This window comes from Nocardia sp. JCM 38205, from assembly GCF_058222935.1.
Genome location: NZ_JBYHFL010000005.1, coordinates 68,154 through 82,357 on the forward strand (window position 1 = coordinate 68,154; position 14,204 = coordinate 82,357).

Sequence of the window (14,204 nt, forward strand, 5' to 3'; positions counted from 1 at the left end):
CCCCGCAGCGGTCAGCCGACCGCAGCCGCTTTCTTCGCCACCCGCTTGGTCGCGCGCTTGGGTTTCGCCGCTGTCGACGTGGCGGGCTTGTCGAGCACCTCACGCAGGAATTGCCCGGTGTAGCTGTCGGGCACCGCTGCGATGTCTTCCGGTGTGCCCTGGGCGACGACGGTGCCGCCGCCGGAACCGCCCTCGGGACCCATGTCGATCACCCAGTCCGAGGTCTTGATGACGTCGAGGTTGTGCTCGATGACGATCACCGTGTTGCCCTTGTCGACCAGCCCGTTGATAACGCCGACCAATTTGCGGATGTCCTCGAAATGCAGCCCGGTGGTCGGCTCGTCGAGGATGTAGACCGTGCGCCCGGTGGAGCGTTTCTGTAGTTCGGCGGCCAGCTTCACGCGCTGGGCCTCACCGCCGGAGAGCGTGGGCGCCGGCTGGCCGAGCCGCACGTATCCGAGACCCACGTCGACGAGGGTCTTGAGATAGCGGTGGATCGAGGTGACCGGCTCGAAGAACTCCGCGGCCTCCTCGATCGGCATGTCCAGCACCTCGGCGATGGTCTTGCCCTTGTAGTGCACCTCGAGGGTCTCCCGGTTGTACCTGGCGCCGTGGCACACCTCGCACGGGACATAGACGTCCGGCAGGAAGTTCATCTCGATCTTGAGGGTGCCGTCGCCGGAGCAGGCCTCGCAGCGACCGCCCTTGACGTTGAACGAGAACCGGCCCGGCTGATATCCGCGCACCTTGGCCTCGGTGGTGGCGGCGAACAGGGTGCGGATCTTGTCGAACACACCGGTGTAGGTGGCGGGGTTGGAGCGCGGGGTGCGACCGATGGGCGACTGGTCCACCTGGACCAGCTTGTCCAGATGGTCGAGGCCGTTGACCCGGGTGTGCCGGCCCGGCACCTGGCGCGCCCCGTTGAGCCGGTTGGCCAGCACGGTCGCGAGGATGTCGTTGACCAGGGTGGACTTACCCGAGCCGGACACCCCGGTGACGGCGGTGAGCACGCCGAGCGGGAACGCGACGTCGATGCCCTTCAGGTTGTGCTCGTTCGCACCCACCACGGTGACCTGGCGCTTCTTGTTCACCGGACGCCGCACCAGCGGCACCTCGATCCGCTCACGACCGGACAGGTAGGCGCCGGTCAGCGAGTTCGGGTCGGTGAGCAGCTCCTGGTACGGGCCGCTGTGCACCACCCGGCCGCCGTGTTCACCGGCCAGCGGGCCGATATCGACCACCCAGTCCGAGGCGCGGATGGTGTCCTCGTCGTGTTCGACCACGATCAGGGTGTTGCCGAGCCTCTTGAGCCTGGTCAGCGTTTCGATGAGCCTGCGGTTGTCGCGCTGATGCAGGCCGATGGACGGCTCGTCGAGCACGTACAGCACGCCCACCAGGCCGGAGCCGATCTGAGTGGCCAGCCGGATGCGCTGCGCCTCACCACCGGAGAGGGTGGCCGCGGCGCGGGAGAGCGTCAGGTATTCCAGGCCGACGTCGAGCAGGAAGCCGAGCCGGGCCTGCACCTCCTTGAGCACCTGCCCGGCGATGGCGGCCTCGCGCTCGCCGAGGGTGAGCGCGTTCAGGAACGCCGAGCAGTCACCGATGGACAGATCGCACACCTCGGCGATGGACTTGCGCTCGCCCTCGGCGGCGAGGGTGACGGCGAGAATCTCCGGACGCAGCCGGGCACCGTTGCAGACCGGGCACGGCACATCGCGCATGTACCCGTCGTAGTGCTCCTTCATCTGCTCGGACTCGGTGTTCTCCATGCGCCGCTGCAAGAACGGCATCACGCCTTCGAAATCGGCGTAATAGGAGCGCTTGCGCCCGTACCGATTGGTGTAGGAGACGTGCACCTGATCGGAGCTGCCCTCCAGCACCGCCTTGCGGGCCTTCGCCGGCAGCTCCCGCCAGGGCGTGTCCATGGAGAAACCGATGGCCTCGGCCAGACCCGAGAGCAGCCGGGTGAAGTACTCGGCCGTCTGTCCGCGCGACCAGGGCGCGATCGCGCCATCGGCCAGACTCAGATCGGGATCGGGCACGACCAGTTCCGGATCGACCTCTTTGCGGATGCCGAGGCCGGTGCAGTCCGGGCAGGCGCCGTAGGGCGAGTTGAACGAGAACGAGCGCGGCTCGAGATCCTCGATATCGAGGGGGTGGCCGTTGGGGCAGGCCAGCCGCTCGGAGAAACGGCGCTCGCGGTCGTGAGCGTGTTCGTCGCGGTCGACGAAATCGAGCACCACGATGCCGTCGGCCAGCCGCAGCGCCGTCTCGATGGAATCGGTGAGCCGCTGCTTGGAACCGGGCTTGACGGCCAGGCGGTCGACGACCACCTCGACATCGTGCTTTTCCTGCTTCTTCAGCTTCGGCGGATCGGTGAGCGGATACACCACGCCGTCGACCCGCACTCGCGCGTAGCCCTGGGTGTTGAGCTGGTCGAACAGGTCGACGAACTCACCCTTGCGGGTGCGCACCACCGGCGCGAGCACCTGGAACTTGATGCCGGGCTCCATCGCGAGCACCTGATCGACGATCTGCTGCGGGGTCTGCTTCTCGATGAGTTCACCGCACACCGGGCAGTGCGGGGTGCCCGCGCGGGCATAGAGCAGACGCAGGTAGTCGTAGACCTCGGTGATGGTGCCGACGGTGGAGCGCGGATTGCGGTTGGTCGATTTCTGGTCGATCGACACCGCGGGCGACAGCCCCTCGATGAAGTCGACATCGGGCTTGTCCATCTGCCCGAGGAACTGGCGCGCGTACGCCGACAGCGACTCCACGTAGCGCCGCTGACCTTCGGCGAAGATGGTGTCGAAGGCCAGGCTCGACTTGCCCGAGCCGGACAACCCGGTGAAGACGATCAGGCTGTCGCGGGGCAGGTCGAGATCGACCCCTTTGAGGTTGTGCTCCCGAGCTCCGCGCACGGTGAGGCGTTCCGCCACCAGGTGGGTCCCTTCTCTCTTCGATGTCCCGCGTACCGGGTTCTGGCATGCCGATATGTCCCCGGCGGCCATGCTAGGCCGGACCACCGACAAGTTTTCCCGGGCGAGGGGCGAGGCCCGCCAGATGACTTTCGGCCATCCCCCACGGCCGTTCGGCGAGCTACCTTGACCAGGGTAGACAAACGAACAGGAGTCGGCTGTGCTCGAGGTGTTCCTGGTCGACGATCACGAGATCGTCCGCCGCGGTCTGATCGACCTGCTGGAGAGCGATCCGGATCTCACCGTCGTCGGCCAGGCCGGTGACGTCGCGTCGGCGATGATCGGCATCCGCGCCCTTCGCCCCCGAGTCGCGGTGCTGGACGTGCGATTACCCGACGGCAACGGCATCGAGCTGTGCCGCGATCTGCTGGCCGAGTTCGACGATCTGCGCTGCCTGATCCTCACCTCCTACACCGACGACCAGGCCATGCTCGATGCGATCCTCGCCGGAGCCTCGGGATATGTGGTGAAGAACATCAAGGGCATGGAGCTCGCCGACGCCGTCAAAGAGGTCGGCGCGGGCCGTTCACTGCTCGATACGCGTGCCGCGGCGGCGCTGAAGACGCGGCTGCGGCGCAGCACCGAGGACGACGGCCCGCTGGCCGGGCTCACCGAGCAGGAACGCAAACTGCTGACCCTGCTCGGTGAGGGGCTCACGAACCGGCAGATCGCCGCGCGCATGTTCCTCGCCGAGAAGACAGTGAAGAACTACGTCTCCCGGCTGCTCGCCAAGCTCGGCGTGGAGCGGCGCACCCAGGCCGCGGTGCTCGCCACCAAGCTCGGCGAGCGGTAGGCGCTAGCGGGCCGGGCGCACCAGGGCCAGGTCGCCGTCGTAGCGGCGGTAGAGCAGATGACCGCGGCCGGTGCGGGCATCGGTATAGAACAGGAACGGCAGGCCACGCCAGCACAGCTGGGTGGCGGCATCGCCCTCGTCCAGCCGCGGGGCGGGTGCGGCGTCCACGGTCAACGCCATCGGCGCGGGTACGGCCTCGGTGGGCGCGGTGCTGTGCTGGCGGATCATGTGCACCCCGTCCGGGTCGATCCAGTGCACCACGGCTTCCTCGCCGGTCGCGGCGTCGGTGAACAGGTGCGCGTCGTAATCCATGGCGTCGAGCACCTCGATCGCCTGCGCCGGGGTGCCCGTGAGCAGGGCGTAGTCCTTGCGCCGGGTGATCGGCCGCTGCTCGGTGACCCGGGCCAGCGGCGGCCGGGCCGGATCCGGCCAGACCCGCGGGACCGGATCGGCGCCGAGCCGGGCGATCTGGCGGTCCAGCCGTTCGGCGGCGAAGGTGACCGCGAAACCGCGTGGGCCGGGCACCTGCACCCGGGTGCGGGTATCGCGGGAATGGATATTGGCCTGCACGACCGTCGGCTGATCGGCGTCGGCCGGTGCGGTGACGCGCACGTGCGCGGCCGCGTCGAGATGATGACGGCGCAGTACCCGCCCGATGGCCCGCACCGCACGGGTCACGTCGGCCGGCGGTACCGCGCCACGGGTGGTGACCGCGAGGTCCGGCTCGGTCGCGGTGTCCCACAGCTCCAGCGAATTCATAGGAAACCCCTGCTTTCTATTCTCGCCGTGCGGATATGCCACCATCACGCGGAGATCACGAACAGGGCCGAAAGTCCCCGATCGCGCCATAGCATTGGTTACGACGCCGCATCGGACCGCCGCTGGGGGACGGGCCGCCTCGCGCGCAGACGACAAGGAAGCCGATGGCCGAGCAGACCGGAGCCCACCGCCGCGGGTCCTCGGGCGCCGACTCCCGGCCGGCTCGCCACACCGCTGCCGGGGCGGACTCGGCCGCCGCACCGACTCACCGGGCCACGAAGGAACGCATCGGCCCGCCCGCCGTGCGCGGCGCCCTCTACCAGCAGCGGTTGCGTGAACTGCTGGCCGAGGTCAGCGATCGGGTCGAGGTGTCGGCCGATTCCCGCGGCCGGATGGACGGGCTGATCGAAGCCATGCTGACGGTCACCTCCGGGCTGGATCTCGACGACACGCTGAGTGCGATCGTGCGGACCGCGACCACCCTCATCGACGCCCGCTACGGCGCGCTGGGGGTGCGCGAGCACAGCGGCAAGCTCTTCCAGTTCGTCGCCGAGGGCATCGACGACGCGACCAGGGCCAGGATCGGCGCCCTCCCCGCGGGCCACGGCGTGCTCGGGGCGGTCTTCGCCCAGCCCACGCCGCTGCGGCTCGACGATCTGACCGGCCATCCGGCCTCGGTCGGATTCCCGGCGCACCACCCGCCGATGCGCAGCTTCCTCGGCGTGCCCGTCCGGATCCGCGACGAGGTGTTCGGCAGCCTCTACCTGTGCGAGAAGTCCGGCGGACAGCCGTTCACGGCCGAGGACGAGGTCCTGGTGCAAGCGCTGGCCGCGGCGGCAGGCATCGCGATCGACAACGCGCGCCTCTACGAGTCGGCACGCACCCGGCAGGAATGGATCGAAGCCACCCGTGATGTCGCCACCGAATTCCTGGCCGTCGGCACACCGGGCAAGGCTCTGGAACGGGTGGTCGATCATGCGCGGGCGCTGACCGGCTCGCAGCTGTGTTTCCTGGCCGCGGCCGGTCCGGGCGACGTCAGCGAGTTGCTGATCACCCACTGGTCCGGCCCCGACGCGCGCCGGGCCGGGCATCCGATTCCGCTGACCGGCACTGCCGTCGGTGAGGCGTTCGGCCGCCGCACCCCGCTGCGCTTCGACGACGCCGGGCAGGTGACGCTCGGCATCACCCTGCCCTCCCCCGGGCCCGCGCTGATCCTGCCGCTGTGCACCCCGGACGCCACCCATGGCACGCTGGTCACCGTGCGCCGCGCCGGCTCGGCGCCGTATTCCGACGAGCTGGTCGAGCTCACCGCCGCGTTCACCGATCAGGCGGCACTGGCGATGCAACTGGCCGACGCGCAACGACGGATGCGTGAGGTCGACATCCTGGCCGATCGCGATCGCATCGCCCGCGACCTGCACGATCATGTGATCCAGCGGCTGTTCGCGATCGGGCTGACCTTGCAGGGTGCGGTGCCGCGGGCGACGGTGCCCGAGGTCCGCGACCGGCTCTCACGAGTGATCAACGATCTACAGGAGGTCGTGCAGGAGATCCGCACCTCGATCTTCGATCTGCACGGTGGCGCCGACAGCGCGCGGCTACAGCAACGCATCGAACACGCCATCCGTCAGCAGACCGCCGATACCGAGATCCGCGCCACCGTGCAGTTCTCCGGACCGCTGTCGGTGCTCGAACCCGAGCTGGCCGATCATGCCGAGGCGGTGGTGCGGGAGGCGGTGAGCAATGCGGTGCGCCATTCCGGCGGCGACACCGTCACCGTCGACATCGGGGTGTCCGACGATCTGACCATCGTGGTCACCGACAACGGTTGGGGCGTGCCGAACCACGTCATCCGCAGCGGGCTGCGCAACCTCGAGCAGCGCGCCGAGGAGGCCGCGGGCCGGTTCACCGTCACCGCCGCGGTGGCCAGGCACTCGCGCGCCGAGAGCGCGGACGCACTGCCGGGGACCCGGCTCTGCTGGACGGCTCCCCTGCCGTGACCGCCGATCCGTCGCGGCGGCTCACTCCGGCGGTGCCAGCACCACCATCGCGTTGTTGCCGCCCATCCCCAGCGACAGTTTCGCCGTGATCGCGCCCGCGCTCGCCACCGGCCCGTCCAGCAACCGCGGATGCGGTGACGCGACGATCGGCGCGGCGGGCACGAGCGAGCGTTCGAAGCCCATGGCCGCGGCGGCGATCTCCACCGCGGCCGCCGCACCCTGGCAGTGGCCGGTCAGCGGCTTGAGGGCGTAGATGGCGGGCCGGTCGTCGAAGACCTCGGCCAGCAGCGCCCGTTCGGCGTCGTCGCACTGGCGGGTGCCGGTGCCGTGGGCATTGAAATAGGCCACCTGATCCGCCGATACGCCTGCCGCGCGGAGCGCCCGGCGCGCGCATTCGATGATCTGGCCGTGCCCCGGATCCACCGACACCACGTGATAGCCGTCGTTGGTCATCGCACCGCCGAGCACCCGGGCATACGGGCGCGGCGCCGAGCGGCTGAGCACGAAACCCACCGACGCCTCCCCCATGCTGAAACCACGGCTGCCTTCCTGGAACGGGCGGCAGGCCTGCAGCGGTTCGGCATCGGTGACGGCGGCGCCGAGCCGCACGAAATGCTCCACCATCTCCGGTGTCGCCGACAGGTCGCTCACCACGCACACCACGTCGTCGGCCTGGCCGCTGTCGAGCCACAGCTTCGCGGTGAGCAATCCGGCATTGCCGGAACTGCACGCCGCGGACACGTTCATCGCCGGACCGTGGAAACCGAACTCCTGCATCACCACCGAGATCGGCGTGGACGGCAGCAGCGGAAGATACCCGCGGGAACGCCGGTGGCCGTCGTCGACGGTGTAGAAGTCACGCCAGTTGGCCACGTCGCCGAGCACGATCGCGTGCAGCAGGCCCACCGTGCGGCCCGGCCGCCAGCCACGGGCGCGCGCATCCTCGATGGCCTCGCGCGCCGCCGCGTGCACGGCGCGCCCGTATCGGCTGCCGCTCACCCGCGGATCGCCGCCCGACGGGACCAGCGACACCCATGCCGGCTCATCGCGTCCCACGCCGTAACCGGGCTGCACGCCAGCCGCCGACTTGCCGCTCAGCAGTCCGCGCCACAGCGCCTCGCGCCCCCATCCGTACCCGGTGACAGCGCCGACACCGGCAATGGACATATGATGATCAGGTTCGGACATGGCATCGCTCCTCGGCCCGATCTCCTCCGGCCACTCGCGCCGGCCCGCCGTCGTGAAGAACCGGTTCTGTCATGATCACCGGATCGAGCCCGGGCGCAGTACCCGACACACGGCAATCGCGTCGATCATGTGAACGGCGCACATGTCGGATCCAGAATAATCCCGTGCTCCAATGACCAGCTATCGGTGGACGATCGGGGGTTCGAGGTGGGAGAGGACAGGCTCAGCGCCGCCGAGCAGCTGGCGCAGCGGTACCGGTCTCTGGTCGAACACACTCCGGACGGTATCTGCGTGCACGAACGCGGCATCATCGTCTACGTCAACCCGGCGACGGTGCGCATGCTGGCCGCCTCGGGCCCGGAAGATCTGGTCGGACGCCCGCTGGTGCAGTTCGTGCACCCGGATTCGGTGCCCGGCATGCTCGACCGCATCTCCCGGCTCACCCGGGCGGGCGCGGCCTCCACCCCCGCCGAGATGACATTGCTACGGCTGGACGGCACGCAGGTGCCGGTGGAGACCGTCTCGGTGCTCACCGTCTGGCACGACCAGGCCGCCTACCAGGTCGTCATCCACGATCTGAGCGCCCAGCGCGCCGCCGAGGCCGCCCAGCGCCGCGCCGAACAGCACTTCACCACGGTGGTGTCCCAGCTCGAGGAGGGCGTGGCAGTCATCGACCGGGACGGCCGGATCGAATCGGTCAATCCGGCCGCGCGACGCATCTTCGGCATCGAGGACGCCGGTGACCTGGCCGGGGTGAGCATCGCCGAGCTGCCGCTGACGCTGCTGGACACCAACGCCCAGCCGATGTCCACCGCCCGACATCCGGTCGCGCGCACCCTTGCCACCGGCGAGACCATCACCGGCTATGTCTTCGGCGTCGACCGCTCCGACGGGCAACGGCGCTGGCTGTCGGGGTCGAGCAGGCTGCTCAATCCCGGCGATCCGGATTCCTCGGCGGTGTCTTCGTTCGCCGATATCACCGAATACCGGGCCAGCAGGCGGCACCTGGAATATCAGGCCACCCACGATTCGCTGACCGGGCTGGCCAACCGGTCGCTGATCTTGTCGCAACTCGCGGGCGCGCTGGCCGCCAGCGAAGATCTGCCGGTGTCGGTGGTGATGTTCATCGACCTGGACGGATTCAAGGCGATCAACGACTCCCTCGGCCACGCCATCGGTGACACGGTGCTGCAGATCGTGGCGCAGCGTTTGCAGCGGGCGCTGCGCGCCGACGACATCGTCGGCAGGCTCGGCGGCGACGAATTCCTGGTGCTGCTGTCCGGGCGCACCCGGCAGGCCGATCTGGACGCGCTGATCCTGCGGTTGCAGCGGACGATGGCCGAACCGATCGTCGCGCGTGGGCATCGCATCGAGGTCAACGCCTCGATCGGGGTCACCGCGCTGCGCCCGGGCGACCGGCGCACCCCCGAAGCGGTGCTGCACGACGCGGACGTGGCGATGTACCGCGCCAAGCCGGCCGGGCATCGCGAGGGCCTGATCGGGCCCGCCCGCAGGCCGAACAACACCCACGCGTCCTGAGCGCGGCGGCGACCACGCCGAACGCGCAGTAGACTGGACGATTCCGTTTTCCGATCGTCCGCGCCTTCCACCACCGCTGTCGTCTGCCTGCCCCACTGGTGCCAGTCACCGGGTGACAAGGAGTTCGTTTTGCCCGACCGCCTCACTCAGGATCACCGCTCCCCGATCCCGGACACCGAGACCACCACCGCATCGAGCACCGGCACCGATATCGATCGGGAACAGGCCCATCTGAACGTCCTCTACGACCGCCTCGACGGCATGCGCAAGTACGCCACCGAACGGCTGCGCACCGTCCTGCTGGAGACCGGCGGCACCCCACAGGCACGCAGCGAACGCGAATCGTTCACCCAGCTCTACACCGAGGACCTGGCCAAATACGATGCCGCCGAACACGGCCTGTGCTTCGGCCGCATCGATCTCGACGGCGACGGCACCGAGGACGGTGAGCCCGAGGCCGAGCGCCGCTACATCGGCCGCCTCGGCATCCTCGACGAGCACAACGACTACGAGACCCTGCTGCTGGACTGGCGCGCCCCGCTGGCCCGGCCGTTCTACCTGGCCACAACCGCCGCGCCGGACGGCGTGCTGCGCCGGCGCCACATCCGTTCCCGCAATCGCCGGGTCACCGCGATCAACGACGAATACCTGGATCTGGAGGCGGCCGAACGCGCCGGCGTCACCGAGGACGACGGCGGCGTCGGCAGTGAGAGCGCCCTGCTGTCGGCGTTGAACGCCGCCCGCACCGGCCATATGAACGACATCGTCGAAACGATCCAGAGCGAGCAGGACGCGATCATCCGCGCCGAGCACAAGAGCGTGCTGGTGGTGCAGGGCGGGCCGGGCACCGGCAAGACCGCGGTCGCGCTGCATCGCGCCGCCTACCTGCTCTACACCTACCGGCAGCAGCTGGCCAAGGCCGGTGTGCTGATCATCGGGCCGAACGCGACCTTCCTCGATTACATCGGCCAGGTGCTGCCCTCGCTCGGTGAGACCGGCGTACTGCTGTCGACCATCGGCGACCTGTATCCCGGCGTGAAGGCCACCCGGGAGGATTCCTTGCGGGCCGGTGAGATCAAGGGTTCGCTGAGCATTCTGGAGGTGCTCAAGCAGGCGGTGCGGGACCGGCAGGAGGTGCCGCAGGAGCCGATCGCGCTGAGCTTCGACGGCTATCCGCTGACGCTCAACCGCAAGATCGTCACCAAGGCCAGGGGCCGGGCCCGCTCCTCGCGGCGGCCGCACAATCTGGCCCGCCCGATCTTCGCGTCCTCGGTGATCGACGCGCTCACCGAACAGCTGGCCGCGACCATGGGCGCCGACCCCGTCGACAGTGCGCGCAGCCTGCTCAGCAGCACCGATCTGGCCGAGATCGCCGACGAGATGCGCTCGGATCCGCAGATCCAGCGTGCCATCGGCGCACTGTGGCCGATCCTGACCCCGCAGCAGGTGCTGGCCGATCTGCTGGCCGATCCGGCCCGCCTGGACCGGGCCGCGAGTTCGCTGGACCCGGCCGACCGCGCCGAACTGTTGCGTCAGGACACCGGCGAATTCAGCGCCGCCGACGCTCCGCTGCTGGACGAGCTGGCCGAACTGCTCGGCATCGATGACGCCGAGGAACGCGAACGCGCCCGCCGCCGCTGGCGCGCCCAGCTGGCCGAGGCCCAGGACGCGCTCGACATCCTCACCGGTTCCGCACCGCAGGATCTCGAGGACGAACTCGACCCCGAGATCCTCATGGCCTACGACCTGATCGATGCCGGGCAGCTGGCCGAACGCCAGCAGGTGCGCACCCGCCAGACCACCGCCGAACGCGCGGCGGGCGACCGCACCTGGACCTACGGCCACGTCATCGTCGACGAAGCACAGGAGCTGTCGGAGATGGCGTGGCGGATGGTGATGCGCCGCATCCCGAACCGCTGGATGACCGTGGTCGGCGATGTCGCCCAGACCGGTGACCCGGCGGGCGCCTCCACCTGGCAGACGGTGCTGGAACCGTATGTGGCCAAACGGTGGAAGCTCACCGAACTCACCGTCAACTACCGCACGCCCGCCGAGATCATGGACGTGGCCGCGCAGGTGCTGACCGCCATCGATGCGAAGGCCCGAGTACCACGCTCGGTCCGCGAGTCCGGGCATCCGCCGCAGGCGCATCGGTGCGACGAGCCTGCCTTCGGCACCGAATTGGCGCGGCTGCTCGCGGCCGAGCAGGGGCCGGGCACCACGGCGGTGATCGTGCCGCACGCACTGGCCGGCGAACTGGCCGGACTTGCGGCGGAATCGGTGCGCGTGCTGACGGTGCACGAGGTGAAGGGCCTGGAATTCGACGCGGTGTATCTGGTGGCGCCGGAGCGGATCATCGGTGAGTCGCCGCGCGGGCTCAACGATCTGTACGTCGCGCTGACCCGCGCGACCCAGCGGCTGACGGTGCTGCACAGCACCGATCTGCCCGAGGTGCTGAGCTCGCTCGAGGCGCGCCCGGCCGTGGCATAGGGCCACACGCAGGCGTGGGTGCCCCCCAGGAAGCGGCAACCCCAATGGCGGTGTCCGCGAAAAATGTGCACGAGCATCCTGGGGGGGCAGAGGACAACACGCGGGTGTGTCAGCCGCCGGTGCGGCGGCGACCACGCGGCTGGTGTCAGCGAACGGTGTGCACGATGAGGACGTCCGAGCGCGATTTGCGGGCGACGTCCGAGGGCACCGAGCCGAGCAGGCGCCCGGTCAGGGTGTTGAGGCCGCGGTTACCGACGACGAGCAGATCGGCCTGGGTCTCCTTGACCAGGTCGAGCAGCGATTCGACCGGCTCGCCGACGATGGCGCGCTCGACGATCTCCTTGGCGCCCGCGGCGGTGGCCCGGTCGCGGGCGGTGCGCAGGATCTCGTTGGTCGGCGCGGAACCGCGCACCTGGTAGGCCTCGTCCTTGAGCACATCGGCGGCCGCGGCGACCTCACGGTCGTCGGTCGGGTAGTAGGCGCAGGCAACGATCAGGGTCGAGCCTGCGGCCCCGGCCAGTGCGGCGGCCTTGTCGACGGCGACATACGACGAGTCCGAGCCATCGGTACCGACGACAATGGTCCGGTAGGCGGTCATCTCTCCTCCAACTGTGCGGGTCGGACGCCTGCGTCAGGTTTTTCGTCCCGGCGTGTCGGGGCTTCGGCGCGGCGACTGGGTCGACCATAGCGGCAATACGCCCGGAATTATCAGAATTCGCAACACATCACATTCGGAGTGTTCACCCGCGGTGGCAGCGGCCCGGCCTGGGCGAATACCGCATGGCCTGCTCTACCTGGGCGGACCCAAACCGGCCCGGGCTGGGCTGTGATATGCCACAACATCGGTGAACGACGTTGCCGCTCTGGGACATTCATCACATGCCCGGTGCCGGAAACAGCTCCGGCCCGTCCGCGATCACGAACGGGCCGGCGGCCGGCAGGTACTGGGCTCAGGGCCACTGCCGGTAGTCGGCCCAGAAAATACCCAGAATCGCGCCGATGATGTCCATGCGTTCCCTTTCACTGCGGATGCGGACCGCAATATTAGCGCGTGCGCTCCGTCACAGGCTGAAAAGCGGTCCGGTGATGGTCAATCCCAGTTCGTCGGTGTGGGCGAAGAAGGCGAACAGCATCAGCGACGCTCCCGCCAGCGCCAGATCCTTGTTGAACTGGATCATCTCCATCTGCTTGGCCTCCGCATCGGTTTCGGACCAGAACCCGTGCATGAGCACCGCCGTCGGCAGCAGCATGATGAACAGCAGCAGCGCCCCGAGATCGGCCCAGATGCCGAGCAGCACACTCAGACCGCCGAGCGCCATCAGCAATCCCGAAGCGAGCACTCCGGCCTTGGCCGCGGGCACACCCCTGCTCTGCGCGTATCCGGTCATCGCCTCGGTCTGGGTGAGGTGACCGATGGCCGAGCCGAAAAAGAGCACAACGAACAACACCCGGCCGATCAACACCACGACATCCATGTCCAGCTCCTCGTTTCGCCGGTGGGTAGATGATGCGTAATTCAACCACTCGACCGGCCGGTGTTCGGCCGGAAATGATCTATCGGAACTGTTCCGGTATCTCCGCGCCGCGCGGGAGCATTTTCGCGGTGACCTCGTTGCGGGCGCGAAGGGTGTGCTTGGCATATTCCGCCGGCGCCATTCCGACTTCCGCGGTGAATTCGCGGGTGAAATGCGCCTGATCGTAATAGCCGAGCTCGGCCGCCAGTGCCGCCAGATCCTCGGCCCGGCCCCGGGCGAGCAGGTCGGCCGCGTCTTGTAGCCGGTAGCGGCGCAGCACCCATTTCGGACCGGCGCCGACATAGCGCCGGAACAGCCGTTGCAGGGTGCGGATCGACACCGCGTAGCGCTCGGTGACCTGATCGACACGGGTCAGTTCCTGGTCGCCTGCCATCGCCGCGACGATGCGCCGCACCAGGTCGTAGTTCGGGTCGGGCGCGGACAGTCCGCGGCCGAAGAACGATTCGACGATGTCGCGGCGGCCCGCATCGCCGGGCTCGGCCAGTACCGCGGCGGTGAGCCGATCCGCGTCGGGCAGCACCTCGGCAAGGGCGACGGTGCGGTCGCGGAATTCGCCGACGTCGAGTCCGGTGAACGCGCCGAATCCGCCCGCGCGGAACCGGATCCCGAACGTTTCACCGGCGCCGGACAATTCGCGGACGAACTTGGTGGTGCAGACGCCGTTGACGAAGCCGCCGGTCTTGACGTCGGACCGCTCGAAGGTGACGTTCACGCACGGAAACGGCAGCACCTCGGCGATATACGGCGGCCGGCCGCGTAGATCCCAGCGCACCGACCAATACCAGTCGATGAACTCGGCCACCGCCGGACCCACCGGCAGCCGGTTCAGGGTGCGATACCTGGCCTGCTCGTCCGGATGCAGGATCCCTTTGCGCCCGGTGAGGGCGCCGCGATCACCCCGCTCGGCCATGATGTCGCTTTC

The 14,204-nt window shown here is 69.0% G+C and carries 10 protein-coding genes; 4 read left to right on the forward strand and 6 right to left on the reverse strand.

Going from position 1 to position 14,204, the window contains the following annotated elements:
* Window positions 1-11: 11 nt before the first annotated feature.
* Complete coding sequence (uvrA, locus tag AC4HOU_RS19170) at window positions 12-2,939, reverse strand: excinuclease ABC subunit UvrA (protein WP_195020987.1); 2,928 nt, start codon at window positions 2,937-2,939, stop codon at window positions 12-14.
* Window positions 2,940-3,138: 199 nt separating this feature from the next.
* On the opposite strand from uvrA, the gene AC4HOU_RS19175 reads away from it, so the two are divergent.
* Window positions 3,139-3,771 carry a response regulator transcription factor gene (locus AC4HOU_RS19175; protein ID WP_163813763.1) on the forward strand — a complete coding sequence of 211 codons (633 nt, stop codon included), beginning with the start codon at window positions 3,139-3,141 and terminating at the stop codon, window positions 3,769-3,771.
* Window positions 3,772-3,774: 3 nt separating this feature from the next.
* Here AC4HOU_RS19175 and AC4HOU_RS19180 read toward each other — a convergent pair whose 3' ends face one another.
* On the reverse strand, window positions 3,775-4,530 hold the full coding sequence (locus AC4HOU_RS19180; RefSeq protein WP_195020988.1) for a sigma 54 modulation/S30EA ribosomal C-terminal domain-containing protein: 756 nt from the start codon (window positions 4,528-4,530) through the stop codon (window positions 3,775-3,777).
* Window positions 4,531-4,694: 164 nt separating this feature from the next.
* Here AC4HOU_RS19180 and AC4HOU_RS19185 point away from each other — a divergent pair, with 164 nt between their 5' ends.
* Window positions 4,695-6,530: a sensor histidine kinase gene (locus AC4HOU_RS19185; RefSeq protein WP_228816011.1), complete on the forward strand. Its 1,836-nt coding sequence runs from the start codon at window positions 4,695-4,697 to the stop codon at window positions 6,528-6,530.
* A gap of 21 nt (window positions 6,531-6,551) precedes the next feature.
* Here the strand turns inward: AC4HOU_RS19185 and AC4HOU_RS19190 are convergent, their stop codons facing one another.
* Window positions 6,552-7,697, reverse strand: coding sequence for a beta-ketoacyl synthase N-terminal-like domain-containing protein (locus tag AC4HOU_RS19190; RefSeq protein WP_163813826.1), 1,146 nt, complete (start codon window positions 7,695-7,697; stop codon window positions 6,552-6,554).
* A gap of 228 nt (window positions 7,698-7,925) precedes the next feature.
* On the opposite strand from AC4HOU_RS19190, the gene AC4HOU_RS19195 reads away from it, so the two are divergent.
* Together AC4HOU_RS19195 and AC4HOU_RS19200 are read left to right on the forward strand one after the other, a co-directional pair.
* Entirely contained in the window at window positions 7,926-9,257 is a 1,332-nt protein-coding gene (locus AC4HOU_RS19195) for a diguanylate cyclase domain-containing protein (RefSeq protein ID WP_175585893.1), read from the forward strand.
* 165 nt (window positions 9,258-9,422) lie between these two features.
* A complete protein-coding gene (locus AC4HOU_RS19200) occupies window positions 9,423-11,747 on the forward strand; it encodes a HelD family protein (RefSeq protein ID WP_195021505.1) in 2,325 nt (774 codons plus the stop codon).
* Window positions 11,748-11,892: 145 nt separating this feature from the next.
* On the opposite strand, the gene AC4HOU_RS19205 is transcribed toward AC4HOU_RS19200, so the two are convergent.
* The 3 genes from AC4HOU_RS19205 to AC4HOU_RS19215 form a co-directional block, all read right to left on the reverse strand.
* The gene (locus AC4HOU_RS19205) at window positions 11,893-12,345 is read right to left on the reverse strand and encodes a universal stress protein (protein ID WP_014350356.1); all 453 of its coding nucleotides are present in this window, start codon (window positions 12,343-12,345) and stop codon (window positions 11,893-11,895) included.
* A 463-nt stretch (window positions 12,346-12,808) separates the two neighbouring features.
* The gene (locus AC4HOU_RS19210; RefSeq protein ID WP_490724875.1) at window positions 12,809-13,222 is read right to left on the reverse strand and encodes a DoxX family protein; all 414 of its coding nucleotides are present in this window, start codon (window positions 13,220-13,222) and stop codon (window positions 12,809-12,811) included.
* Between the two features lie 79 nt (window positions 13,223-13,301).
* Window positions 13,302-14,192, reverse strand: a complete 891-nt coding sequence (locus AC4HOU_RS19215; RefSeq protein ID WP_490724876.1) for a DUF6597 domain-containing transcriptional factor — start codon at window positions 14,190-14,192, stop codon at window positions 13,302-13,304.
* Window positions 14,193-14,204 lie beyond the last annotated feature (12 nt).

Bases quoted from the DNA above. Each gene is read 5' to 3' on its own strand.
- AC4HOU_RS19205 (WP_014350356.1), bottom strand. From the start codon at position 12,345: ATGACCGCCTACCGGACCATTGTCGTCGGTACCGATGGCTCGGACTCG.
- AC4HOU_RS19180 (WP_195020988.1), bottom strand. From the start codon at position 4,530: ATGAATTCGCTGGAGCTGTGGGACACCGCGACCGAGCCGGACCTCGCG.
- AC4HOU_RS19210 (WP_490724875.1), bottom strand. From the start codon at position 13,222: ATGGATGTCGTGGTGTTGATCGGCCGGGTGTTGTTCGTTGTGCTCTTT.
- AC4HOU_RS19185 (WP_228816011.1), top strand. From the start codon at position 4,695: ATGGCCGAGCAGACCGGAGCCCACCGCCGCGGGTCCTCGGGCGCCGAC.
- AC4HOU_RS19190 (WP_163813826.1), bottom strand. From the start codon at position 7,697: ATGTCCATTGCCGGTGTCGGCGCTGTCACCGGGTACGGATGGGGGCGC.
- AC4HOU_RS19215 (WP_490724876.1), bottom strand. From the start codon at position 14,192: ATGGCCGAGCGGGGTGATCGCGGCGCCCTCACCGGGCGCAAAGGGATC.